Below are 24,097 nucleotides of genomic sequence, written 5' to 3'. Positions count from 1 at the left end.
TTTTAAGTTTTTCTTTCTATTTGAAAGCCTGTTAAAACAAGCGATTGCATAGGTTTTATCCTTTTATCAACGCTAAGTAAAACCTCATTTTCTTAAATATTTTAAAAAAGGCCTTGACTTTTCTTGCAAACGGTTGCATAATAAAAGATGTAATTTTTATTAAAACATTTCAGGAGGAATATGCTATGAAAACATGGCAAAAATTAGTCATCGGCGGCGCAAGCCTTGCTCTTGCAAGCAGTATCCTTGTTGCCTGCGGATCAAAGGAATCCAAATCAAGCTCAGCTGATTCCAAAACCATAAAACTATGGGTACCAACAGGGGCTAAAAAATCTTATGAAGACATTGTTCAAAAATTTGAAAAAGACTCCAGCTATAAAGTAAAAGTCATCGAATCTGAAGATCCAAAAGCCCAAGAAAAGATCAAGAAAGACCCTAGCACTGCTGCGGATGTCTTCTCTCTGCCCCATGATCAGCTGGGACAGCTAGTGGAATCAGGTGTTATCCAAGAAATTCCAGAAAAATACTCTAAAGAAGTCGCTCAAAATGATACCGAGCAGGCTGTAGCCGGTGCTAAATACAAGGGTAAAACCTACGCCTTTCCATTTGGTATTGAATCACAAGTACTTTACTATAATAAAACCAAATTGTCAGCTGAGGATGTCACATCCTATGAAACAATTACCAGCAAGGCAGCTTTCGGGGCAAAATTAAAACAAGTCAATGCCTATGCTACTGCACCCCTGTTTTTATCAGTTGGTGACAAAATTTTCGGAGAAAACGGTGAAGACGTTTCTGGTACAAATTGGGGTAATGAAGCCGGTGTCTCTGTTCTTAAATGGATTGCTGCTCAAAAAACAAATAAAGGCTTTGTCAACCTTGATGACAACAATGTTATGTCGAAATTCGGCGACGGCGCTGTAGCTGCCTTTGAATCAGGACCTTGGGACTATGAAGCTGCACAAAAAGCTGTCGGCAAAGAAAATCTCGCTGTTGCGGTTTATCCAATGATCAATATCGGCGGCAAAGAAGTTCAGCAAAAAGCTTTCTTAGGTGTTAAGCTCTATGCTGTCAATCAAGCACCGTCTAAAGGCAATACAAAACGTATCGCTGCCAGCTATAAATTAGCCTCCTACCTCACAAGCGCCGAAAGTCAGGAAAATCAATTCAAGGACAAAGGACGTAATATTATCCCAGCTAATAAGACAGTCCAAAATTCTGAAGCTGTTCAAAATAATGAATTAGCACAGGCTGTCATTAAAATGGGCTCATCTTCTGACTATACCGTAGTCATGCCTAAACTGAGCCAAATGACAACCTTCTGGACCGAAAGTGCTGCTATTCTTAGCGATACTTACAATGGTAAGATAAAAGAAAGTGATTACCTTGCTAAATTAAAACAATTTGATAAAGATTTGGCAGCTGCTAAATAGGAAACATCATAAGTGAGGGGATCAATCTTCTCACTTATTTGTTAATTAAAAAAGGAGATTTACATGGCTAATTCATCTTTATATGATCAGGTATCTGTATCTGAAGCCTTCAAACAAGGCGGGGCAGATATCAAACTGTCATTTCTTATTATGGGCTTTGCCAACCTAGTCAACAAGCAGTTTATCAAGGGTTTTCTCTTTCTCATGAGCGAAATTGCCTTTTTAATTGCTTTTGTGACTCAAGTAATTCCAGCATTTCAGGGCTTAATAACACTCGGCAGTCAAACACAGGGCATGCAGGAAAAGGTTGTTGACGGAGTTAAACTGCAAGTCGCTGTTGAAGGGGACAATTCTATGCTTATGCTGATTTTCGGCTTGGCATCACTAATTTTTTGCATGGTCTTTGCTTACATTTACTGGTGCAGCTTAAAAAGTGCCCGAAACCTTTATGTCATTAAAAAAACAGGTGCTAAAATTCCGTCGTTCAAAGAAGACTTTTTGACTTTAGCAAACGGACGTTTCCATATGACACTGATGGCTGTTCCTTTAATCGGAGTTCTGCTCTTTACTATTTTGCCTTTGGTTTATATGATCTGTTTAGCCTTTACTAATTATGATCACAATCACCTGCCGCCAAAATCTCTTTTTGACTGGGTAGGCCTGGTTAATTTTGGCAATGTCTTAAACGGCCGAATGGCAGGAACCTTCTTTCCTGTTTTGTCGTGGACACTTATCTGGGCTGTTTTTGCAACCGTTACAAACTTTATTTTCGGTGTTATTTTAGCGCTGGTTATCAATGCCAGAGGACTTAAATTAAAGAAACTGTGGCGGACTGTTTTTGTTATTACTATTGCAGTACCACAGTTTATTTCACTGCTTTTAATGCGGAATTTTCTTAATGATCAGGGACCTTTCAATGCTCTTTTAGAAAAAATCGGTCTGATTTCTCACCCGCTTCCCTTTTTATCAGACCCTCTCTGGGCAAAAGTCTCCATCATCTTTGTCAATATGTGGGTCGGTATCCCATTTACCATGCTAGTTGCAACCGGTATTATCATGAACCTTCCCAGAGAGCAGATTGAAGCTGCTGAAATTGACGGAGCAAGCAAATTCCAGATTTTCAAATCTATTACTTTTCCGCAGATTCTGCTCATCATGATGCCATCTTTGATTCAGCAGTTTATCGGTAATATTAACAACTTTAATGTTATCTACCTACTCACTGGCGGCGGACCGACAAATTCTCAATTCTATCAGGCTGGCAGTACCGATTTGCTGGTTACCTGGCTCTATAAGCTGACAGTAACGGCGGCGGATTATAATCTAGCTTCTGTTATCGGTATCATTATCTTTGTTATTTCTGCTATTTTCAGCCTTTTAGCCTATACACGTTCAGCATCTTATAAGGAAGGAGCAATCAAATAATGAAAAGGAAAAAACGATTTCAGCTGGGGCTCACCTATGCTTTATTAATCCTACTATCTTTCATCTGGCTTCTTCCCATTGCTTGGGTAGTTCTGACCAGTTTTCGCGGTGAAGGAACAGCTTATGTAACCTATTTTATCCCTAAAACATGGACAATTGATAATTATGTTAAACTCTTTACCAATTCTTCCTTCCCTTATGGACGTTGGTTTTTAAACACATTTGTCGTAGCAACTGCTTCTTGTATTTTATCAACTTTCATTACGGTTGCCATGGCCTATTCACTCAGCCGTATCAAATTCAAACATCGCAACGGCTTATTAAAATTAGCCTTGGTGCTTAATATGTTTCCGGGTTTTATGAGCATGATTGCTGTTTATTATATCTTAAAAGCGCTCAATTTGACACAGACCCTGACATCTCTCGTACTTGTTTATTCGGCGGGGGCTGCCTTGACCTTTTATATTGCTAAAGGTTTCTTTGACACCATTCCCTATTCACTTGATGAATCTGCCATGATTGACGGAGCAACACGCATGGATATTTTCTTTAAAATTACCCTGCCACTCTCTAAACCAATCATTGTCTATACAGCACTTCTAGCTTTCATTGGACCTTGGATTGACTTTATCTTTGCACAGGTCATTCTGGGAGATGCGACAAGCAAGTACACCGTAGCTATCGGACTCTTCTCTATGCTGCAGCCTGACACCATCAACAACTGGTTTATGACCTTTGCAGCCGGTTCTGTCTTGATTGCTATTCCAATTACTCTGCTCTTTATCTTCATGCAAAAATATTATGTTGAAGGTATCACTGGCGGATCCGTCAAATAGAATTAATAAGGAAATATTGTTATGACAACGTTGAAACTTGATAAGATTTATAAAAAATATCCAAACAGCAATCATTATTCAGTCGAGGATTTTAGCCTTGACATCAAAGACAAGGAATTCATCGTCTTTGTCGGTCCTTCCGGCTGCGGCAAATCAACCACACTTCGAATGATTGCAGGTCTTGAAGACATTACAGAAGGAAACCTCTATATTGATGACAAGCTTATGAATGATGAGGCTCCTAAAGATCGTGACATTGCCATGGTTTTCCAAAATTATGCTCTCTATCCCCATATGAGTGTTTATGAAAATATGGCCTTTGGGCTTAAGCTGCGCAAATATAAAAAAGATGACATTGACAAACGTGTGCGCGATGCTGCTCAAATCCTTGGTCTGACAGAATTTCTCAACCGAAAACCTGCTGACCTCTCAGGAGGACAGCGCCAGCGGGTGGCTATGGGACGTGCTATTGTCCGCGATGCCAAGGTCTTTTTGATGGATGAACCGCTCAGCAACCTTGACGCTAAACTGCGGGTCTCCATGAGAGCAGAAATCGCTAAAATTCACCGTCGAATCGGTGCCACAACGATTTACGTTACCCATGACCAAACCGAAGCCATGACTCTGGCCGACCGTATCGTTATCATGAGTGCCACTCCTAACCCCGATAAAAGCGGTTCTATCGGCAGAATTGAACAAATCGGAACACCACAGGAGCTCTACAATGAACCGGCCAACAAATTCGTAGCCGGCTTCATCGGCAGCCCGGCCATGAATTTCTTCGAAGTAAAAGTTGAAAAAGACCGACTGATCGGTCAAGACGACCTCAGCCTTGCCCTTCCTCAGGGGCAGAAAAAAATCCTTGAAAGTCAAGGCTATCTTGGTAAAACAGTTATCTTTGGCATTCGCCCGGAAGATATTTCCAGTCAGCAGATTGTTCATGACACCTTTCCAAATGCTAATGTTACAGCTGATGTTCTGGTATCAGAACTTTTGGGCAGTGAAACCATGCTTTATGTGAAATTCGGCAATACTGAATTCACTTCCCGTGTTGATGCCAGAGACAGCTACAATCCAGGTGACAAGGTGACATTGACCTTTAATGTCGCTAAAGGCCACTTCTTTGATACGGAAACTTCAGAACGAATCCATACTTAAACAATTCAAAAATAGCTTAACAGTTATAAAAGCAGGATAAAACTTGGGAGATAATTCCAAACTTTATCCTGCTTTTTGCCTATCATATTTTTAATACACAGGCTGACTTCTCATCCTGTTAAAAGAGGGGGTAAAGCCCCTTCTCAAGACCTGTCCTATCAGCACTGCGGGTCCTGTTTGTATTAACCAGTACTGCCTTTACTCTTCTACAATTTTGATATCGGCTCCCAAGTGGGTTAATTTTTCAATAATATCAGAATAGCCTCTCAAAATAAATTCGATATTGGAGATGACCGTTTGGCCCTTGGCAATGAGGCCGGCTGTCACAAGAGCAGCACCGGCACGCAGGTCCGTTGCTTTAACCGGAGCACCGGTCAGTTCATTTGGTCCCTCATAAACAATCTGGCCGCCCAGAACAGAAATATGAGCTCCCATTCGCGCCAGTTCCGCCACATGATTGATCCGTTTTTCATAGATGGTATCACGAATTTTGCCGCGGCCGTGAGCCTTTAATAAGAGAGGCGTAATGGGCTGCTGCAGATCGGTTGCAAAACCAGGATAAGGAGACGTTTTAAGCGAAACAGCCTTTAAATTCCCTTGCTTTTCCACAAAAATACTGTCTTCTTCGATGGTCATACGTACGCCCATTTCTTCCAGCTTTGAAATAAAGCTCTCCAAATGCTCGTACAAAACATTGGTAATTCTAACCCCTTCGCCAATAGCAGCGGCCATGGCGATGTAAGTTCCGGCCTCAATCCGATCAGGGATCACCTGATGGCGGGTACCATGGAGCCTGTCAACACCTTCAATGGTGATAATGTCAGTTCCTGCACCGCGGATATGAGCGCCCATATTGTTTAATAAGGTTGCAATATCGATGATTTCCGGTTCCCGCGCAGCATTTTCAATGACTGTGCGTCCTTTTGCCTTACTGGCTGCAATCATGGTATTGATGGTTGCACCGACGCTGACTGTATCCATGTAAATATGAGCGCCCTTGAGCTCTCGGCCTTCGGTAGAAAGACGCATAGCTTCGCCTTCATAGGAAACAACAGCTCCCATAGCTTCAAAAGCCTTTAAATGCAAATCAATAGGACGCGGTCCCAAATCACAGCCCCCCGGCAGACCAACGACAGCTTGACCGAAACGCCCCAGCAGGCCGCCATAAAAATAATAGGACGCCCTGAGACTGTTAATCTTCCCATAAGGCATAGGAATATCCTTTACGCCGCGCGGATCAATCCTAAGACTGTCTCCCTCGCGCTCAATGCTGGCTCCCATCAAGGTCATGATGTCAATCAAACTATCCACATCACTGATCGCCGGAACGCCGTCCAAAGTCACAATATCATCCGCTAAAATAATGGCTGGAATCAGGGCAACAACACTGTTTTTTGCTCCCGAAACAGCCACTTCGCCTTTTAAAGGGCGACCGCCGTTAATAACAATTTTCTGCATACAATCAAAACTTTCTTTACTCTTTAACTAGAATTCAACTAACCTATTTTATCACATCTTAAGTCACATTTCAAACTAACTGAATAATTAAAAAATAATGAAAACTTTTTCATGCAGCAAAAAAGCAGGTTTCCCTGCCTTTTCACTTAATTCTCAAGAGCTTTTTTAAGCGCTTCAACCTTGTCCAATTTTTCCCAAGGCAGATCAATATCAGTACGGCCAACATGCCCGTAAGCCGCAGTCTGACGGTAAATAGGATGCTTTAAGTCCAGCATTTTGATAATGCCAGCCGGACGTAAATCAAAAATCTGCCGCACAGCTGCTTCCAATTGACTTTCCGCAACTGTCCCGGTACCGAAAGTATCCACACGAACAGAAACAGGCTGGGCTACTCCAATCGCATAGGCCAGCTGAACTTCTGCCTTCTTAGCCAAACCGGCTGCAACAATATTTTTAGCGATATAACGCGCCGCATAGGACGCCGAACGGTCAACCTTTGTGGCATCCTTGCCGGAAAAAGCACCGCCCCCGTGGCGGGCATAGCCGCCATAAGTATCCACGATAATCTTACGGCCGGTCAAACCGGAGTCCCCCTGAGGTCCGCCGATGACAAAACGGCCTGTCGGATTGATGAGATACTTAGTTTTGTCATCAAGATACTCAGCCGGAATAACGGCTTTGATGACCTTTTCAATGACATCTTTGTGAATCTCTTCGTTGGCTGCTTCCGGATCATGCTGCGTCGAGATAACAACCGTATCTACGCGAGCCGGCTTGTCATTCTCATCGTATTCAACTGTCACCTGACTTTTAGCATCCGGCCGCAGGTAAGCAATCTCGCCTGACTTTCTCAGCTCTGCTAATTTTCTAACCAAGCGGTGCGCCAGAGAAATCGGCAAGGGCATGAGCTCTGGCGTTTCATCAACCGCAAAACCGAACATGAGCCCCTGATCTCCGGCCCCAATCAAATCTAGCGAATCTTGCTCATCCTGACCGCGTACTTCAAGGGCTTCGTTGACCCCTTGGGCAATGTCCGGCGACTGTTCAACTAAGGATGGGTGCACCCCGACTGTTTCGGCTGAAAAGCCGTATTCAGTTTTTGTATAACCAATTTCAGCAATGGTATCACGTACTATACGGTTAATATCCACATAAGCCGTCGTCGATATCTCACCAAAAACATGGACCGACCCTGTATAAACGACCGTTTCAGCGGCCACATGGGCATCGGGATCCTGTGCTAAAACAGCATCTAAAATAGCATCTGAAATCTGATCTGCAATCTTATCGGGATGTCCCTCAGATACAGATTCAGACGTAAACAATTTACGTTCTGACATAAAAATGTCCCCCCATATCATTAAATTTTCATTTCAGCACTCTGTGCGCCAAAATATGTCGGAAATAAATTTCCTTGAAACATCCATTACAGAAAATCATCATCATTTCAGCAGCAGACATTTCCAGTGAGTTACAAAGTACCATCCTGCACAACCAAATCACAGCCGATGAGCTTGACAAAGCCTGTCAGAAACTGTCAGGCTAAACCAAAGCCCTAGCAAGACGCTGCAATTTTAATTTGTCAGCTGATTTCTTTTATCCGGATTGGCTATTTTACGGTTTTAAACCTCTCAAAACAAGCCGGCAGAGAAAAGTCAGCCGCAAGGGATGTCTTATCGGGACTCATAACGTTTCTATTGTACCATGTTTTTAGCAAATACGAACTATATTTTTTAAAAATGCCAAGATATAAGTTTTGCTAATGGTATCAGTCACTTTTCTCCTTACTGTAGAAATAAAAAAAGCAGAGCCTGAACCAAAAAGCTCAGCACATCTGCTTTCTAATCAGACATAATTGTCTGCTGTTGTTTTTGCTTCTTTCAAACGCCTAATTCGCATTTGAGAAGCCTTTGAAACCTTCCGGCATTCCTTTGTTAAGGTGCTTGATAGAATCACTGCCCGGAATAGGCGGCAAACCAAAGGATCCTTCTGTGGTAAAGGCCTGCAATAAACCGGGTGTCCAATGTGCTTTTTCCAGCTGCTCAGGAGATATCTCGTGAGCAATGGTGTCACCTTGACCATCATCAATCTTTTTGCCAAAGAGAGGATCTACAATCGTACCGCGCCCAACCGCAATCAAATCTGTGTAATTCTCAACAGCATCCTTAGCAGCTTCTTCTGAGAAAACACCGCCGACAACAATCAGCTTGGTCTGATCATCCAGGATTTCCTTGAAGTATTCCGCAAAAGAACGTTCAGCGCCTTGCGGCTTAGAAGCGTAGCCATTCCACAGGGAAAGATGAATGTAGTCAAGGTCGTTTTTGATGACTTCCTTGATTAAGGCCAGCGCATCCTTGTAGGTATAGCCGATGGTGTCCCCGTGAATCTCTTCCGGACTGATGCGATAGCCGACGATGAAATCATCGGGTGCATACTGGGCCACCACGCGCTTAACTTCGTGAACAACCGCCAGCGGAAAAGCCATCCGTTTTTCCAAAGAACCGCCCCACTTATCCGTTCGGTGATTGGAAAAGGCTGAGAAGAACTGCTGGATACCATAGTGGTTAGCCCCGTGGATTTCGACACCGTCAAAACCAGCGTCAATAGCCCGCTTGGCAGCACGGCCAAAATCTTTGATAATTTCTTCAATTTCGTCCCCTGTCATTTCACGAACAGGATAGGACAAGAATGAAAAGTCTATGGCTGACGGCGCCAGAACTTCTTTGCCCTTAGCAGCGCGTCCCATAGCTTCACGGCCGCCGTGATGAATCTGCAAAATAGCCTTATTGCCATCTTTCTTCAAGGCCTGCGCAATGGATTTGATAGACTCAAAGTGCGCATCATCATAGATCCCCAGCTGCTCGGGAAAGCCGGCCGGCGTACATGGTCCGCCGGTTTCACTGACATAGTGATACTCAGCAATCAAGAGTCCTCCGGCCTGCGAACGGGCGCCATAATAGTCCAGTGTATCCTCAGACGCAAAACCGCCTTCCTTGCCTGAGAAGGTCAGCATAGGCGGCAGGACGATGCGATTGTGCACTTTTGCACCATGACGAAAAACAACCTCATCTGTCAGTTGATGAACCATTTTTTCCATCTCCTTATTGTGAAAACGTTTTATCACTTTCATTATAGCACTAAAGAAGGAAAAAGACGGGGAAAAACAAGCGCACAGCCAAATTATTTCGGCCTGTTAAAGATGCTGGTCTAAGGAGGTAATACAGTGAAAATAACTGCTTTTTTATATCTTATTAGAGTAAAAAATAATGCCCTTTCCCCACAACTGTCTATTTATGCTACAATATAATAAAATAGGTTGCTGATAGGGGTAAAAGCATGAAAACATATGAAAAAATTTATCAGGTATTGGCTCAGGCAGATGATTTTGTAACCGGAGAGGTTTTGGGAAAAGAACTTGATATTTCTCGGACAGCTGTCTGGAAAGCCATTCAGACCTTGGAAACCAAAGGACTTGTGATTGAGTCCGTTAAAAACCGGGGCTATCGCCTGATTGCAGGAGACCTTTTTCTGCCTGAAGAAATTGAAAAAGCGACTGGAATCAAAGTCTTTTTCAATGAAAAAAGCACGTCTACCCAGCTGGATGCTAAGGCCGGAATTGACAAAAAAGACCCTGTGCCGGCTCTTTATCTGGCTCCCAGCCAAAAAGCTGCCAAGGGGCGCTTTAGCCGGCAGTTTTTTGCTCCGGAGTCCGGCGGGATTTATATGTCCTTGCATCTGCACCCTGAACTTCCCTTTAAAGAACTCCCTGCTTATACCTTGATGGTTGCCTCCAGTCTGATTAAGGCTATTTCAAGGCTGACTGGAATTGAACCTGAAATTAAGTGGGTCAATGACATTTACCTAGACGGCAAAAAGATTGCCGGCATTTTAACCGAAGCTGTCTCCTCCATTGAAACTGGGCTCATTACCGATGTCATTATCGGTATGGGGATTAATTTTCATGTGACCGATTTTCCTGAGGATTTAAAGGACAAGGCAGCCAGTCTTTTTTCAGAAAAGCCCACTGTCACGCGCAATGAACTCATTGCTGAAATCTGGAACATCTTTTTTAACATCCCTAAAGCCGATCTCATCAAGGTCTACAAAGAAAAATCACTCGTCCTAGACAGACAAGTGACCTTTGTGGAAAATGATGTTACTTACAGAGGAACAGCCGTAGATATCACTGATGCAGGACAGCTCATTGTTCAGCTGGAAAACGGGGAAGAAAAGGTGCTTAACAGCGGGGAAATCAGTCTTTCTTCCTGGTAGCCGCCAGTACTGCCTTGGTAAACTTAGTGATGAGATAGGCCTTGCGCAGACTGCGAAACAGCAAAAGCCCCCAAAAGCCGGCCCAAAAATACTGACCGTCTAAAACAGCATCATTGAAAAAAATCGTTTCAGTCACGGTTATCAGCACCATGACAGCAAAGTCTTGTTTTAACATACCCTTATTGTACCAGAAAAAAAGGCTGATACAAAAAGATTTGTACGTATAGCCTTATTTCGTTTTTACATACAGAAAGCACATCTGCCTCTATCTTTTTCATAAAATCAAAAATCAATATACTTAAAAAGCCGGTGAATTCACCGGCTTTTTTCTATGTAACTTCAGCACTTCTGACACATCAATACGTTTTCAAAAACAGCTGCGCAAGGCGCCTCATTCTTCTTCCAGACTGATCTTATCTGCCAAAAAGTCAAAGCCTTCCGGAATAAAATCGGCTTCTTTGTCAGGTTTTTCATCTTGGTCAGTCTTAGTTGCTTTGATACTCTGGGCAAATTCGCTGCGGATAGCGTTGAAGTCTGCCCGCGGCACAGCCATGATCTTAGGTGAAAAGCCGGACGCCTGACTCATGATATTGCCAAAAATGTCATTGAGGTTCGATCGTTTCATGACCTGCTCGGCATTAAAAGCGGCATCAAAAGCTAAAATCGCATTTTCACTGTTGGCAAGGACGGGTTCAGACCCCATCAGCAAAGCCCGGTCCTGCATTGAAATATTGTCTAAAATCTCATTCCAGGAACTTTTGAGAGCATCCAGATACTGGCGGGACTTTTGGCTGTCTGCCACTGTTTCCTGCATGATAGTCATGACCTTGTCCTTATCCACCTTGTAGCGGAAAGTCTTGGTTTTTTGCTTCTGCGGTTCTTTGATTGGCTCTGTTTTTTTGACAGACTGCAGTGCCTGTTTTAATTCTTTGACTTCTGCTTTTAATCCGTCAATTTCCTGAGCAATATTGGCCGGAAGTTCCTGCGTCTGAGCTTTTTTGTCTTCTTCACTCAGCCGTATGGTCATCATTTCCGCATAGATTTTAGGATGTGTTCCGTTTTTTATTTCCGGCAGACTCTTAGTCACGACATCAATCATTCTGAAAACAGCATCCTGAGACAGGGATAAATTGTCCTGAAAGGCCTGCCCTTGATGTGTATTGTCACCGCCTGCCTGAACTATCAAAATATCTCTAAAATAGTTGAGCAAGTCTGTCGCAAAACGGCTCATGCTTTTGCCGCTGTCAAAAATAATTTCCAGATCGCTCAACGCCTGACTGGCATCATGGTTTAAAAGATCTGACACATAATTATCCAGAGCACTCAGGCTGATACTGCCGGTAATTTCTTCGGCTATTTCCAGCGAAACATGCTTATCGGCAGTCAAGCTGAGAGCCTGATCCAAGATAGAAAGGGCATCCCGCATGCCGCCCTCGGCTCGTTTGGCAATCAAGCTGAGAGCTTCTTCGTCAAAGGCAACCCCTTCTTTTTGAAGGATTTCTGCCAGATGCTCCTGAATAGCCTTGGTTTTAATGGTCTTAAATTCAAAACGCTGCACCCGTGACAAGATAGTCGCAGGAATCTTGTGCAGTTCGGTTGTCGCTAGGATAAAGACGACGTTCTCTGTCGGCTCTTCAAGCGTTTTTAACAGAGCATTAAAGGCACCGGCAGACAGCATATGAACTTCATCAATGATGTAAACCTTGTAAGTGGCTCGGCTAGGTGCATAGGTTGATTTGTCACGAATTTCCCGGATTTCATCAACCCCATTGTTTGACGCCGCATCAATTTCGATGACGTCTTCAAGACTGCCGTTGGTAATATCATGGCAGATATCACACTGGTTGCAGGGTTCGCCGTCTTTTTGATGAGGACAGTTCATGGCTTTGGCAAAAATCTTGGCAGCACTGGTCTTTCCTGTTCCGCGCGGACCTGAAAACAAATAAGCATGGCTGATTTTGCCTAAAGCAACCGCCTGCTTTAAGGTCGTTGCCACAACTTCCTGCCCAACCATTTCATCAAAAGTCTGGCTTCTGTATTTTCGATAAAGGGCTTGATACATCAGTTTTTTACTCCAAACATGTCAAAATTCCAATCCGTTTTTTCAAGCAAAAGTGCTACAAATCGTTCCAAATAAGTTTGATCAATGGCATCGTAATCTGCAAGCTCCGAAGAGTCCAAATCCAGAACTCCCACTAGCTGGCCGTCTACAACCATAGGCACCACGATTTCTGATTTAGCCGCAGAATCGCAGGAAATGTAGTTGGCATGCTTGGTCACATCCTCCACAATTAGCGTTTGATGCTTCTGAGCGGATTCACCGCAGACCCCTTTGCCAAGAGCAATATGCACACAAGACACCGCCCCCTGAAAAGGACCCAAGATCAATTCACGGCCATCAAACAGATAAAAACCTGTAAAAACAGAGCGAGGCAGAGCCATCTTCAAAAGAGCACTGGCATTGGCTAGATTAGCCATTGCATTACGCTCATCAGTAAAAAGCGCTTTTACTTGAGCCAGCATAAGTTTGTAATTTGCGATTTTTTCTTGCTCGTTCATAGTTTCCATTATAACAAAAAAGCTCTCAAAATGTACGATAAAAGAAAATCCCTGCTTTTCAAGCAAGGAAAGTTTACTAAACAAATCTGCTTCTGTTAAAAAGCGCGGTAAAAATACCCCAGTCCGCTATTAATTGTTTTCTACTGTATACTTATTATCGTTCACCAAAACAGCCTGTTGGTTAGTTAATTTAAGCAGCTGGAGCTGTCCTTCATAGACGGCTGCTGTCTGCTCGGTTATTTCTTCAAAAGGAGATTCACCCCAATGCGGCAAAACAGAAAAATCAACTAGACCTAAGGCAGCATAATCTGTCAGATCTGATGTTAGACTCTTATCATCCATGATTTGGCTGTAAGAAATATCATTGGAAGCAATGATGGCACCAGCTGATTCACCGACATAAACCATTCCTTGATTGATGCGTTCGCGGATCAAAGGCAGTAAATTTTTTCGCTTTAATTCCTGTAAAAGATAAAAAGTATTGCCGCCTGAAATGTAGAGACAAGACGCTTGTGCTAGTTTTTCCCGCACCACCGTCTCTGTCGCTGCTGCTATATCCAGAGGAACAACATCAAATTGCAAATCTGCAAAAATAGCCCTGCCTTCATCAATATAGTCCCTGTACTCTTCGACATCTCCAGCTGTGGGAATGAAAAGGACTTTCTTTTCCAACTCATATTGTTCTGCGAATTTCTCAAATAAAGGCCGCACTTCTGCAAAATAAGAACATAAAAATAATGTTTTCATGAATTGTCTCCCAGTCATGTTTTTTTAATTTTTTTCTCTAGCTCCAACAGATATTTTTTGCGCTCTTTTCCGCCGCCATAACCGCCCAAACTGCCGTCACTGGCAATAACACGGTGGCAAGGTATCAAAATAGCAATCTGATTAGCTCCGTTAGCATTGCCGACAGCTCTGACCTTGTTGCTATCACCTAGCTTTAGAGCCAAATCTTTATAGGTGACCGTTTTTCCAAGTGGAATTTTCTGAAGCAGTTTCCAAACTGCTTGCTGAAAGGCTGATCCACTCAAATACAGAGTAATGGTAAAACCTGCAAAGGTTCCAGAGAAATAGGCAGCTAGCTCTTTCTCCAATTGCTGTAAAAGAGTATTGGTTCCATGGATAATTCTTGCATTCAGTCTGCTGCGCAGCCGCTCTATTTCTCTTTCCAGTCCTCGTCGATTTTCAAATTCCAAAAGATAGAGATACTCCTCATCCGCCAGAGCCAGCATTCGTCCAATTGGTGTCGCGATAAAAGCAGCCGTCAGCACTTTAATAGTCGTTTTTTTGACTGGATTTCCCATAATACGGCTGAAGGCGTCATTGAAACCGCTAGAGGATTGATAACCCATAGCCAGCTGCTGATCAATGACTGTCTGTCCGTCCTTGATATTCTTAAAAGCCAGACCCATCCGACGGGCACGCGCGTACTGAACAAAGGTCATATCGTAGACTTCTTTGAATTGTCGCCTAGCAGTTGCCGAATGAAGACCTAACCTCTTGAAATCTTCTTCCCCCCACCGCTTCTCAGGATTAGCTTCTACAGCTGTTATGAGCATTCTGACTTCTTCAGGAAGCTGATGCGGATATGACAAGGGCTGACAGATTTTGCATGGCCGATAACCAGCCAAAAGCGCTTCTTCTGCCTTTTCGTAAAAATCACAGTTTTCAAACTTAGGCTTTCTGGCCCGGCAGGTCGCGTGACAAAAAATCCCCGTCGACTTAATGGCCGCAAAGAAAATCCCGTCAAACTGCGCATCTCGTTCCAGCAAAGCTTGGTAATAACGCTCTTTTAGCTGTTCATTTTCTATCATTACAGTCTCCTCATTCATCAATTTTTATTATTATACCCTAAACCAAAGTGAATGACTTCCGAAAAATGAACAAGTAATTTAAAAGGTTAAAAACAAAGAACAGATCTTCATCTTCTAACAGAAAATGTTTAAGTTAGCACCTACTGTTTTGCAATCAGATAACAAAGCCAAGCTGCCTGTTTTTGGCAATCTAGCAAACACAAGCCCATTTTATCCAAATAGTCAGCAAACTCTTTATTGTCTTTCAAATCAGGTAAATAATAAGTCGCTTTACTTTGCTCGCAAGCAATGATGAAGAGCCCATCATCTGCCAGCACGCGCTTGATTTCAGACAGAGCCTGCTGTAAATCCGGCCAATGAAAATGCGTCTGAAAGGCGCAGACAAGATCAAAACGGCCATCAGGATAAGACAGCTGACTGATATCCATGATATCAAAACTCACTCCTTCTAGCTGATAAAGCTGCTGGGCTTGAGAAATAGCTTCCGTAGAAATGTCCATCCCCTTGACTTGGCTATTTGGAAAAAGTTGGCCAAGATAGGCAGTCGATGCTCCATTGCCAACCCCTAATATCCAAGATATACTCATAAGATTTTTTAGAAAGCACAGACAAAGCCCACTGCGCCATAGGTAAGTATGCCTTATTCCAAATCCTCATCATGCTCCTGCCAACAAAACCTGATGGCTGTTTGGACTGGTTAATGAGATACTTGAGCAGAATATAAATTAATACTGCTAAAACAAAAAAAGAATCATTTTTACCATCAGTATCTCCCCTTGTGGTCTTTCTTAGCTTGCTGCGTGTATTTTCTAATGAAGTCAGTCTTAGCATCAGTATAGGCATCACGATTATGCTCATAGGCCTTCCATAAGGATAACTTTAAGCTTTCATATTCTTTAGCGATGGCTGGATGCTCTTTTAAATAATCCCTAAAATAAAGTTCATCATGATCACCTTGATAACGTAAATGAAGATGAAACACTTTCTCAGCAAAGCCTTTTTCTGTATAGCCCTTGTTAAAGGATAAACGTTTCTCACTTTCAGACATGAAGAGATAGCCAGCATTTAACAGTTGCTGCTTAAAATACTGTAAATTTGAATCTCTAGGAACTTCTAATAAAATATCCACAATATTTTTAGCCCAGATATTAGGAATGGCTGTGCTGCCTATATGAGAAATCCTTTTGATGCTTTTACTTGGAAATAGTTGCAAGAGCTGCTTTTCTTCCTCCTGATACCAATCATCCCACTCTTTTTTGTGTGGCACAAGAAAAATAGGAAACAATTGCCAGAGTTCTTCCAAAGTCATTTGTGATAAGGGTTTTGCCATATTTTTCTGCCTGCATTTTTTTAATTTGCACTTTCATTATAACAAAAAAACGCCCTCAAGGGCGAATTTTTAAAGGTAAACATTTTTGTGCAGCTCAAAGAGCTGTGGTGATGTTACCCTTAAGCTTTTTAACTGTGGAACAAAGTCTTATTCTTCTGTACCAATAAGCTTGTCTCCGACGATGGCCGCAAGAACACCGCCAACAATTGGTGCACAGATGAAAATCCAAAGCTGGCTGAGTGCTTGACCGCCAACAAAGAGAGCAGGTGCTAAGCTGCGGGCAGGGTTAACTGAAAGCCCGGTAATGTTAAGACCAACAAGAATCATCAGAGCCAAAGTCAAACCAATGACAATACCTGCAATTTTTCCGTTTCCTTTGCTTTCAGATGTCACCGTTACAATCACTAAAACAAAGATGAATGTTGCGATTGTTTCAAAGAGAAAACCTCCCAGAGGTGTGACACCGTTTGCCAAGGCGTTTTGTCCAAGTCCGATTTTATCCAGAGACATACCTGAATTTGTCATCAAAAAGAAGACAGTTGCTGAGGCAAGAATAGCTCCGACGACTTGTGCTGCGATATAGTTGACAAGTTCCTTAGCATCCATACGCTTGTTGACAAACATCGCGATGGAAACTGCCGGGTTGAGATGAGCACCTGAAACGGCTCCGATTGAGTAGGCTGCTGCTACGATAGACAGCCCAAAAGCAAGGGCAATGCCTAGATGACCAACCCCTCCAGCTCCTACGCCATTACCAAAAACAACTGTTCCGGTACCGACGAAAACAAGGATAAAAGTTCCAATTAATTCGGCAAAAAATTTTTTCATTTTCATGTCCTTTCCTAAATGATATGTTTTAACACAAACCTATTATAGACTCTCTTCTTTGAAAATTCAATGGATATGACTTGAAAATAAAATGTTTTTCAATAAATCAGTAGTTGATTTACCATAGTTGACACAAATCTTTTCCCTAATTATCTGCGCAGGCCATTCAATCCATCAGCACTGAATGCAGTTGCTCCTGCACTAAAAAATCACTCTTGCGAGTGACTTTTCCTGCTTAATAGTATTCCCCTTGGCGGTAATTCCATGAATTAAAGGTATCTGACAAGTGCATCATGATTTTATCGATGTCAAGACCCTTGCGGATAACGACCGGACATGGCTCAATTGAGCGGCTGTCTTTGCCTTGTTCAGGAATGAGCTTTCCGTCTGCATCCACCATTGAGACCATAACCCCTTGTTCATAGCGGGTTTCAACTGTTTTATCCGGCTGGATAGAGGCAACATAATCATCGGCTTCAATAACAAGGTCAACCTTTGATTCGATGCGTTCACCAATGCCTTCAACCTTGCCGCGGTTGCCCTTGCCTGATGGATTTGCTGATGAGGCATAAACCATACGGCCTTCTTTTTCCCACATTTCCTTGGCCAGCTGTTCTCCGGCAACACCAAACTTGATCACAAAGCATGATGTTCCGCGAGCATCAGTCATCAGCTCTTCACGGCCGTCACCAATGGCCTTCAAATCGGCATAAGCATCTTTGCGCCATGGTAAAATGCAGCCCAAAAGAATATCTTCATCCCAATGTTTTTGGTAAAAAGCTTCAATTTCAGGAGTCAGCTGAGCAAGCGCCCGCAATTCATCCATGCTGCCGCACAGCACTACACCCGGTTTGTTGCGCTTACGCTCTTTGGCATCAAATTTGCGTTCAAGTCCTTCCTTGTCAGCAGTCATGATGATGTAGCCAACCTTGGTCGGACAAACGATAACGCCGCCTTTGCCCTTAATAATTTCAAGACCTTCTTGTGAAAGATTTCCATCCCAATGGATATGTTTTGTCATGATTTTTCTCCATCTAAATTAATAATACTTTTTTATTTTATCATGCTTAATCCCTAAAAGCAATGTTATTTATTGATTTTTCAGAACTTTCTAAACTTTATAAAACAGCCTACTGCCAATAGCTGGGGCGGTTTTTTTCATATTCGCTAATCAGGTCTTCGTATTGAAGCGTGATGCCGATATCATCCAAACCGTTTAACAGCTTATGCTTCCAGTCACCGTCAATGTCAAAGCTGAATTCTCCCACTGGGGAGAAGATTTTTTGTTCATAGAGATCAACTGTTACCTCATCTGTCGGTGCCAGCTCAGCCAATTTATCGCGGACTTCCCGCGGCTGAACAATGGGCAGAATGCCATTGTTTAAATCATTATTGTAGTGAATATCGCCAAAAGAGCCGGCCACAATAACCTTAAAACCATAGTCCGCTAAAGCCCAGGCAGCATGCTCCCGCGAAGATCCTGCTCCAAAATTATCACCTGTAATTAAGATACTGGCCTTGCGGTATTCCGGCTTGTTAAAAATAAAGTCTGGATTTTCAGTATAATGCTTGTCCAAATACCGCCACTCATACATGAGATACTTGCCGAAACCTTTTTTATCAATTAATTTTAAAAATTGCTTAGGCAAAATCTGATCCGTATCAATATTGTCGTTCATGAGCGGAACTGTCGTTCCTGTATAAATTGTAAATTTTTCCATATTAAACCTGTGCCTCCGGTAACTGACGAACATCTACAAAGCGGCCGGCGATTGCGGCTGCGGCTGCCATAGCCGGACTGCAAAGGTGAGTTTTGGCACCGACTCCCTGTCTGTCTTCAAAATTGCGGTTGCTGGTCGAGGCACAATGCATGCCTTCAGGAACCTTGTCCGGATTCATGCCCAAACACATGGAGCAGCCCGGATCCCGCCATTCAAAACCGGCTTCCATAAAGATTTTATCTAAGCCAATCTTTTCAGCAGCTCTTTTGACAGGCCGGCTGCCCGGCACCACAATGGCGGTCAGATTAGGCGAAATATGCTTGCCGGCCACAAACTTAGCTGCTTCTTTGAGATCACTGAGTCTGGCATTGGTACAAGAACCCAAAAAGACATAACCCAGCTCAATATCCTCCGCTGTCTGTCCCGGCTGCATATCCATATAATGGTAAGCTCGCTCATCATTCATATCCTTGATTTCCGGAAAGGCCTGACCAAATTCAACGCCCATTGATGGATTAGTTCCCCAGGTAACCATAGGAGCCAGCTCTGAGACATCTATTTCAATGACCTTGTCATACTGGGCATCATCATCTGAGACCAGCGTTTTCCAATCAGCAACTGCCGTCTCAAAATCCCGAGGAGCACACTCCCTGCCTTTAAGATAGTCGAAAGTCTTTTGATCAGGATTCATAATTCCCATTTTAGAGCCAAATTCAATAGACATATTGCAAATGGTCATGCGTTCTTCCATGCTGAGGGCGTCAACCGCTTCGCCCACATATTCGACAACATGGCCCACCCCGACAGCAACACCGTACTGGGCAATTAAGGCCAAAATGTAGTCTTTGGAATAAACACCCTTTTGCGGATTACCTGTAAATTTGACTAATAATTTTTTAGGTTTTACCTGCCAGATGGTCTGAGTGGCAAAGACGTGCTCTACTTCCGTTGTGCCGATGCCAAATCCGATTGCGCCAAAAGCGCCGTGAGTAGCTGTATGACTGTCGCCGCAGACAATAAATTTCCCCGGCTGGGTGCGGCCCGTTTCAGGACCAACCATATGCACAATTCCCTGATTTTCAGAACCATGATCAGCATGAGGAATCTCAAATTCAGCAACATTGGCAGCAAGAGCATCCATCTGTGCTTTAGAGATGACATCACGAATGTCATAGATATTGACTGTCGGCACATTATGGTCAAAGGTGCCAAAGGTCAGATCGGGACGGCGCACTTTTCTTCCTGCATCCCTAAGCCCCTGAAAAGCCTGAGGACTGGTGACCTCGTGGATATAGTGCTGATCCACATACATCAGCTGGGGCTCGCCTTCTTTTCCTGTTATCACATGGCGATCCCATAGCTTATCAAAAATTGATTTTCCACTCATACTAGATTCTCCAAAAAATGTAAATGACGATTATATCTGTCAACAATCCCACTAACCAAGCTAGCCAAAAGTAAGGTTTTCTTATCTTATGGCGAAAGAACTGACCGGCAAATAAGGAGCCGATTCCACCTAAACAAAGACTTTCCAGCAATAATGTTTTTTCCGAAATTCGCCAAACTCCGCGTCTTGCCCTACTTTTGTCTATGCCATAAGTGATAAAGACTGCTAAATTCCAAACTGCTAAGCCCAGGAAGGCTATCGTTTTGATACTCATAAATTAGCAATGACAGCTGCGGTCATCTGTGCTGTGTCAGCTGATCCGCCCAGATCACGGGTTAGTATTCCCTGAGACAGGGTCTTATCCACTGCGGCTTCAATTAAAGCAGCAGCCTCTGTCTCCTTAAAGGAATCTCGCAGCATCATGGCAACCGACAAAATCATACTAATCGGATTGGCAATGCCCTGCCCGGCAATATCAGGAGCTGAGCCGTGAATGGGTTCATAAAGGCTCGGTCCGTTTTCTGAATGGCTGGCTGACGGCATCACTCCCAGCGTTCCCGGTAAAACACTGGATTCGTCTGATAAAATATCGCCAAAAAGATTTTCTGTGACGACCACATCAAAACGAGCAGGATCTGTAATCATAAGCATGGCTGCGCTGTCCACTAATTGATGCTCTAAGCTTACATCCGGATATTCGTTTGCCACTTCATCTGCTACCTGACGCCAGAGTTTAGATGTTGCCAGAACATTTTGCTTGTCAATACTGGTTACTTTTTTACTGCGCCCTCGCGCTATTTCAAAAGCTTGCTGGATAATTCGGCGGATTTCAGCTGCTGAATAATCATTGACATCACGCGCTGAATCAGCGTTTAACGTATGCTCACCAAAATAAATGCCGCCTGTCAGCTCACGAACCACTACAAAATCCACTCCTGCAATACGTTCTGGCTTTAAAGGAGACAGATGCCTCAGAGCATCGAAAATTTTAACCGGACGAATGTTGGCAAAAAGATTAAGTTCCTTACGAATCGCTAAAAGTCCCTGCTCAGGACGGACAGCTGCCTGATCGTATTGCGGACTGCCGATTGCGGCCAAAAGGATAGCATCCGCCGACTTTGCCGCAGCCAGTGTATCCTCAGGCAGCGGGTGGCCGGCCGCATCAATTCCTGCACCGCCAAAGGCCTTGGCCTGAGTTTCATAAGCAAAGCCTGTCTTAGCAGCAACTGCTTCTAAGACTTCCAGACCGGCAGCCATAATTTCCGGACCGATTCCGTCTCCCGCCAGAGTTACAATTTTTTTCATTCTTCTCTCCTAGTCGTTGCTTGGGTAATCGCGTTCTGAAACTTTGTGCCCGATTTCGCCGGCGTTTTCTTTTTGAACAAAGGTATTGGCATTAACGTAAGCAATGGCACTGGCCTTCAAGACATCAAAGTCAAGACCGGAAGCATTGAAAATCGTGTCAGTATCAACATTTTCAACCGATACCAGCACCCGCGCCTGAGCATCGATACCGTCTGTAACAGCCTCAATATTGTAGCTGTCCAGCTTAACGGTTTGATTAAAGAATTTATCAATAGCATTAAAGATGGCCTCTACAGAACCCTTGCCATTGGCAATAATGTCGACTTCCTCACCATCTTCATTGCCCATGATAACCTGCGCTGTGATCGTACCATCCTCATTTGATGTCAGCCGCAGATCTTTGAAATGGAAGCCTTCCGGATTTTCAACGCTGCTTCCTGCCACCAAGGCTCTGATATCAGCATCGGTGATATCATGCTTTTTGTCAGCCAGAGATTTAAATTTGGCAAAGAGAGCTGCAATTTCAGACTCTTCAAAGTCCAGAGCCAATTCTTTGAGTTTTTCAACAAAGGCATGGCGGCCTGATAATTTGCCAAGCGGCAGTGAGTTCTTTTTAACACCCACCAATTCAGGCGTGATAATTTCATAAGTAAGAGGGTTCTTAAGAACACCATCCTGATGAATACCGGACTCGTGTGAGAAAGCATTTCCGCCGACAACTGCTTTATTTTTAGGAACAGCAATGCCTGAAAAACGCGACACCAATTCAGAAGTATTAACCGTTTCGTTAAGCACAATGTCAGAACTTGCTTGGAAATAATCTTCACGGATATTGAGCGCTACGGCGACTTCTTCAAGAGCAACATTCCCGGCACGCTCACCAATACCATTGACTGTTCCTTCAACACGGCCTGCACCGGCCTTAATGGCTGCCAAGGTATTGGCTGTTGCCATGCCAAGATCATCGTGGCAGTGAGGACTGAAGATGATTTTACGGTCAGATTTTACATTTTCAATTAAATATTCAAAAATATGCCCAAATTCTGCCGGTGTCGTGAAGCCAACCGTATCTGGAATGTTGATGTAAGTTGCTCCGGCATCGACAGCCGTCTGAACAACTTCCAGCAAGAAATCAAGCTCTGTCCGCGTTGCGTCTTCCGGTGAAAATTCAACCACATCAAATTTTGAGCGGGCATAGGCTACATGCTCTTTAATCGCTTCTAAAATTTCTTCCTTGGATTTTTTGAGCTTAAATTCACGGTGAATGGGGCTGGTCGCAATAAAGACGTGGCATTGAGGAAATTTTGCATCTTTAATGGCCTCATAACAGGCATCAATATCAGATTTAACCGAACGAGCCAAACCGGAAACTGCTGTCGTTGTCATTGCTTGGGCAATCTGTTTTACTGCTTCAAATGAGTCGGGGCTGGCGGCCGGAAAACCTGCTTCAATAGAGGAAATGCCCCATTTTTCCAGCTGCTTAGCGATGGCAACTTTTTCTTTTACCGAAAAATTGACGCCGGGCGTTTGCTCACCATCACGAAGTGTCGTGTCAAGAAATTCAACCTTGTGCATAAAATACCACCTTCTAATTGAAAAATCATAATGGACTTAAATGGCTTTAAGATGTCTTCAAATGCATTCCAAACCAGTCTATAAACCTGAATCCGGCATTCAAAACAGCAACTCGCTGCCATTAAACTCCTTTAAGCCATTACATAAGTAAAAAAACATCTCACTTGGAAGCCCAAGCGAGATGTTTTCTTTTCCCGCTTGGTAAGCCAAACAGGACTAATGCTTTTGCACTAGCCCTCACACCTCAACAACAAAGCGTCATTTCGTGTAAACATTTGACTTTTCCTTTCGATGTTTATTGCTATTATAATACCCTATTTTCACAGACCTGTCAAGAAAATTGGAGCAATTTTCTGAAAAATCAAATAATGAATGCCAACTGCTTTTTCAAAAATAAATAAAGCCATGGCTGCAGCATTCTGCGGTATAAGCAGAAAAAACGGAAAATTCTCCGTCTTTTCCTTTGTTTGACTCATCTGATGGCTTGCTTGGTCTTCGTATCAAAGAAATGCCCCTTAGCCACATTAAAGGTCAGCTGAACACTTTCTCCCGGCTGATGAGCATCGCGGGCATCCACTCGTGCCGTAAACTCATTTTCCCCCTGCTTGACATAAAGCATGGTTTCTGATCCTAACAGCTCTGAAACCAGTACTTCTGCTGTCACTGTCGCAGCCGGATAGGTCTCCTGAGCCAGCAGCCGGCTGGAAATATCCTCTGGACGAATCCCAAAGATAACTTCCTTACCCAAATAGCCCTTGCTTTCTAACTGTTTTCGCTGACCCTGAGGCAGGGCGAGCTCCAAACCGCCCTCACCAACTAAGCGTTCCTCTTCGACCGTCACCTTGAAAAAATTCATCGCCGGACTGCCGATAAAACCTGCCACAAACTGATTGGCCGGCTGGTTGTAAAGCTCCTGCGGTGTTCCGATCTGCTCCACACGGCCAATGGTGCCTGAACCATCAGGATTCTTGGTTGAACTCATGATGACAATACGGT

General features: G+C 43.5%; 24 protein-coding genes. 6 read left to right on the top strand and 18 right to left on the bottom strand.

The window, feature by feature from the left end; translation table 11 throughout:
- Positions 1-185 precede the first annotated feature (185 nt).
- From G573_RS0104835 to G573_RS0104820, 4 genes are all read left to right on the top strand, one after another.
- Positions 186-1,433: an extracellular solute-binding protein gene (locus G573_RS0104835; protein ID WP_027975651.1), complete on the top strand. Its 1,248-nt coding sequence runs from the start codon at positions 186-188 to the stop codon at positions 1,431-1,433.
- Between the two features lie 63 nt (positions 1,434-1,496).
- Positions 1,497-2,858 (top strand): carbohydrate ABC transporter permease, encoded by a 1,362-nt coding sequence (locus tag G573_RS0104830; protein WP_027975650.1) that lies wholly within the window; start codon positions 1,497-1,499, stop codon positions 2,856-2,858.
- Positions 2,858-3,694 carry a sugar ABC transporter permease gene (locus G573_RS0104825; RefSeq protein WP_027975649.1) on the top strand — a complete coding sequence of 279 codons (837 nt, stop codon included), beginning with the start codon at positions 2,858-2,860 and terminating at the stop codon, positions 3,692-3,694. Before G573_RS0104830 ends, G573_RS0104825 begins: the two co-directional genes overlap by 1 nt.
- A gap of 21 nt (positions 3,695-3,715) precedes the next feature.
- Positions 3,716-4,852, top strand: a complete 1,137-nt coding sequence (locus tag G573_RS0104820; RefSeq protein ID WP_027975648.1) for an ABC transporter ATP-binding protein — start codon at positions 3,716-3,718, stop codon at positions 4,850-4,852.
- 198 nt (positions 4,853-5,050) lie between these two features.
- On the opposite strand, the gene G573_RS0104815 is transcribed toward G573_RS0104820, so the two are convergent.
- Positions 5,051-6,310, bottom strand: coding sequence for a UDP-N-acetylglucosamine 1-carboxyvinyltransferase (locus G573_RS0104815; protein ID WP_027975647.1), 1,260 nt, complete (start codon positions 6,308-6,310; stop codon positions 5,051-5,053).
- 146 nt (positions 6,311-6,456) lie between these two features.
- Complete coding sequence (gene metK, locus G573_RS0104810; protein WP_027975646.1) at positions 6,457-7,650, bottom strand: methionine adenosyltransferase; 1,194 nt, start codon at positions 7,648-7,650, stop codon at positions 6,457-6,459.
- Positions 7,651-7,724: 74 nt separating this feature from the next.
- On the opposite strand from metK, the gene G573_RS11700 reads away from it, so the two are divergent.
- Entirely contained in the window at positions 7,725-7,856 is a 132-nt protein-coding gene (locus tag G573_RS11700) for a hypothetical protein (protein WP_281168695.1), read from the top strand.
- 342 nt (positions 7,857-8,198) lie between these two features.
- On the opposite strand, the gene G573_RS0104805 is transcribed toward G573_RS11700, so the two are convergent.
- Entirely contained in the window at positions 8,199-9,398 is a 1,200-nt protein-coding gene (locus G573_RS0104805; protein ID WP_027975645.1) for an NADH-dependent flavin oxidoreductase, read from the bottom strand.
- Positions 9,399-9,646: 248 nt separating this feature from the next.
- Between G573_RS0104805 and birA the strand changes: the two genes are divergently transcribed.
- A complete protein-coding gene (birA, locus tag G573_RS0104800) occupies positions 9,647-10,582 on the top strand; it encodes a bifunctional biotin--[acetyl-CoA-carboxylase] ligase/biotin operon repressor BirA (RefSeq protein ID WP_027975644.1) in 936 nt (311 codons plus the stop codon).
- Here the strand turns inward: birA and G573_RS0104795 are convergent.
- The 15 genes from G573_RS0104795 to G573_RS0104725 all read right to left on the bottom strand — a co-directional run.
- Positions 10,563-10,757, bottom strand: coding sequence for a DUF3272 family protein (locus tag G573_RS0104795; protein WP_027975643.1), 195 nt, complete (start codon positions 10,755-10,757; stop codon positions 10,563-10,565). The two genes, birA and G573_RS0104795, sit on opposite strands and share 20 nt — an antisense overlap.
- 216 nt (positions 10,758-10,973) lie before the next feature.
- Complete coding sequence (gene dnaX / locus G573_RS0104790; RefSeq protein ID WP_027975642.1) at positions 10,974-12,644, bottom strand: DNA polymerase III subunit gamma/tau; 1,671 nt, start codon at positions 12,642-12,644, stop codon at positions 10,974-10,976.
- On the bottom strand, positions 12,644-13,141 hold the full coding sequence (locus G573_RS0104785; protein ID WP_027975641.1) for a GAF domain-containing protein: 498 nt from the start codon (positions 13,139-13,141) through the stop codon (positions 12,644-12,646). The genes dnaX and G573_RS0104785 overlap by 1 nt, the downstream gene beginning before the upstream one ends.
- A 129-nt stretch (positions 13,142-13,270) precedes the next feature.
- The gene (locus G573_RS0104780) at positions 13,271-13,888 is read right to left on the bottom strand and encodes a Type 1 glutamine amidotransferase-like domain-containing protein (protein ID WP_027975640.1); all 618 of its coding nucleotides are present in this window, start codon (positions 13,886-13,888) and stop codon (positions 13,271-13,273) included.
- A 14-nt stretch (positions 13,889-13,902) separates the two neighbouring features.
- Positions 13,903-14,955, bottom strand: a complete 1,053-nt coding sequence (locus G573_RS0104775; RefSeq protein WP_027975639.1) for a bifunctional transcriptional activator/DNA repair enzyme AdaA — start codon at positions 14,953-14,955, stop codon at positions 13,903-13,905.
- Between the two features lie 140 nt (positions 14,956-15,095).
- Entirely contained in the window at positions 15,096-15,542 is a 447-nt protein-coding gene (locus G573_RS10915; protein ID WP_245543138.1) for a class I SAM-dependent methyltransferase, read from the bottom strand.
- A gap of 176 nt (positions 15,543-15,718) precedes the next feature.
- Positions 15,719-16,285, bottom strand: coding sequence for a GrpB family protein (locus G573_RS0104765; RefSeq protein ID WP_027975638.1), 567 nt, complete (start codon positions 16,283-16,285; stop codon positions 15,719-15,721).
- A 147-nt stretch (positions 16,286-16,432) separates the two neighbouring features.
- Entirely contained in the window at positions 16,433-17,113 is a 681-nt protein-coding gene (locus G573_RS0104760; protein ID WP_027975637.1) for an MIP/aquaporin family protein, read from the bottom strand.
- Positions 17,114-17,348: 235 nt separating this feature from the next.
- Complete coding sequence (locus G573_RS0104755; protein ID WP_027975636.1) at positions 17,349-18,134, bottom strand: L-threonylcarbamoyladenylate synthase; 786 nt, start codon at positions 18,132-18,134, stop codon at positions 17,349-17,351.
- A 109-nt stretch (positions 18,135-18,243) separates the two neighbouring features.
- Positions 18,244-18,834 (bottom strand): 3-isopropylmalate dehydratase small subunit, encoded by a 591-nt coding sequence (leuD, locus tag G573_RS0104750; RefSeq protein ID WP_027975635.1) that lies wholly within the window; start codon positions 18,832-18,834, stop codon positions 18,244-18,246.
- Between the two features lies 1 nt (position 18,835).
- Positions 18,836-20,221 carry a 3-isopropylmalate dehydratase large subunit gene (gene leuC / locus G573_RS0104745; RefSeq protein ID WP_027975634.1) on the bottom strand — a complete coding sequence of 462 codons (1,386 nt, stop codon included), beginning with the start codon at positions 20,219-20,221 and terminating at the stop codon, positions 18,836-18,838.
- Position 20,222: 1 nt separating this feature from the next.
- Positions 20,223-20,495: a DUF1294 domain-containing protein gene (locus G573_RS10910; protein ID WP_037586770.1), complete on the bottom strand. Its 273-nt coding sequence runs from the start codon at positions 20,493-20,495 to the stop codon at positions 20,223-20,225.
- Positions 20,492-21,526, bottom strand: coding sequence for a 3-isopropylmalate dehydrogenase (gene leuB / locus G573_RS0104740; RefSeq protein ID WP_027975633.1), 1,035 nt, complete (start codon positions 21,524-21,526; stop codon positions 20,492-20,494). Before leuB ends, G573_RS10910 begins: the two co-directional genes overlap by 4 nt.
- 9 nt (positions 21,527-21,535) lie before the next feature.
- Complete coding sequence (locus tag G573_RS0104735) at positions 21,536-23,101, bottom strand: 2-isopropylmalate synthase (protein WP_027975632.1); 1,566 nt, start codon at positions 23,099-23,101, stop codon at positions 21,536-21,538.
- Between the two features lie 472 nt (positions 23,102-23,573).
- A partial coding sequence (locus G573_RS0104725) for a TOBE domain-containing protein (RefSeq protein ID WP_027975631.1) occupies positions 23,574-24,097 on the bottom strand: 524 nt, incomplete at its 5' end.

Source organism: Streptococcus devriesei DSM 19639, from assembly GCF_000423725.1.
GTDB lineage: Bacteria > Bacillota > Bacilli > Lactobacillales > Streptococcaceae > Streptococcus > Streptococcus devriesei.
This window is presented reverse-complemented; position numbering and strand designations above follow the sequence as displayed.

Excerpts from the sequence above, each read along its gene's own strand:
- G573_RS0104805 (WP_027975645.1), bottom strand. The coding sequence starts at position 9,398 with ATGGTTCATCAACTGACAGATGAGGTTGTTTTTCGTCATGGTGCAAAA.
- leuC (WP_027975634.1), bottom strand. The coding sequence starts at position 20,221 with ATGAGTGGAAAATCAATTTTTGATAAGCTATGGGATCGCCATGTGATA.
- G573_RS0104785 (WP_027975641.1), bottom strand. The coding sequence starts at position 13,141 with ATGAACGAGCAAGAAAAAATCGCAAATTACAAACTTATGCTGGCTCAA.
- G573_RS0104820 (WP_027975648.1), top strand. The coding sequence starts at position 3,716 with ATGACAACGTTGAAACTTGATAAGATTTATAAAAAATATCCAAACAGC.
- G573_RS0104825 (WP_027975649.1), top strand. The coding sequence starts at position 2,858 with ATGAAAAGGAAAAAACGATTTCAGCTGGGGCTCACCTATGCTTTATTA.
- G573_RS0104830 (WP_027975650.1), top strand. The coding sequence starts at position 1,497 with ATGGCTAATTCATCTTTATATGATCAGGTATCTGTATCTGAAGCCTTC.
- leuD (WP_027975635.1), bottom strand. The coding sequence starts at position 18,834 with ATGGAAAAATTTACAATTTATACAGGAACGACAGTTCCGCTCATGAAC.
- G573_RS0104795 (WP_027975643.1), bottom strand. The coding sequence starts at position 10,757 with ATGTTAAAACAAGACTTTGCTGTCATGGTGCTGATAACCGTGACTGAA.
- G573_RS0104815 (WP_027975647.1), bottom strand. The coding sequence starts at position 6,310 with ATGCAGAAAATTGTTATTAACGGCGGTCGCCCTTTAAAAGGCGAAGTG.
- G573_RS0104780 (WP_027975640.1), bottom strand. The coding sequence starts at position 13,888 with ATGAAAACATTATTTTTATGTTCTTATTTTGCAGAAGTGCGGCCTTTA.
- metK (WP_027975646.1), bottom strand. The coding sequence starts at position 7,650 with ATGTCAGAACGTAAATTGTTTACGTCTGAATCTGTATCTGAGGGACAT.
- G573_RS0104755 (WP_027975636.1), bottom strand. The coding sequence starts at position 18,134 with ATGACAAAACATATCCATTGGGATGGAAATCTTTCACAAGAAGGTCTT.
- leuB (WP_027975633.1), bottom strand. The coding sequence starts at position 21,526 with ATGAAAAAAATTGTAACTCTGGCGGGAGACGGAATCGGTCCGGAAATT.
- birA (WP_027975644.1), top strand. The coding sequence starts at position 9,647 with ATGAAAACATATGAAAAAATTTATCAGGTATTGGCTCAGGCAGATGAT.
- dnaX (WP_027975642.1), bottom strand. The coding sequence starts at position 12,644 with ATGTATCAAGCCCTTTATCGAAAATACAGAAGCCAGACTTTTGATGAA.
- G573_RS0104835 (WP_027975651.1), top strand. The coding sequence starts at position 186 with ATGAAAACATGGCAAAAATTAGTCATCGGCGGCGCAAGCCTTGCTCTT.
- G573_RS0104775 (WP_027975639.1), bottom strand. The coding sequence starts at position 14,955 with ATGATAGAAAATGAACAGCTAAAAGAGCGTTATTACCAAGCTTTGCTG.
- G573_RS10910 (WP_037586770.1), bottom strand. The coding sequence starts at position 20,495 with ATGAGTATCAAAACGATAGCCTTCCTGGGCTTAGCAGTTTGGAATTTA.
- G573_RS0104735 (WP_027975632.1), bottom strand. The coding sequence starts at position 23,101 with ATGCACAAGGTTGAATTTCTTGACACGACACTTCGTGATGGTGAGCAA.
- G573_RS0104765 (WP_027975638.1), bottom strand. The coding sequence starts at position 16,285 with ATGGCAAAACCCTTATCACAAATGACTTTGGAAGAACTCTGGCAATTG.
- G573_RS10915 (WP_245543138.1), bottom strand. The coding sequence starts at position 15,542 with ATGAGTATATCTTGGATATTAGGGGTTGGCAATGGAGCATCGACTGCC.
- G573_RS0104760 (WP_027975637.1), bottom strand. The coding sequence starts at position 17,113 with ATGAAAAAATTTTTTGCCGAATTAATTGGAACTTTTATCCTTGTTTTC.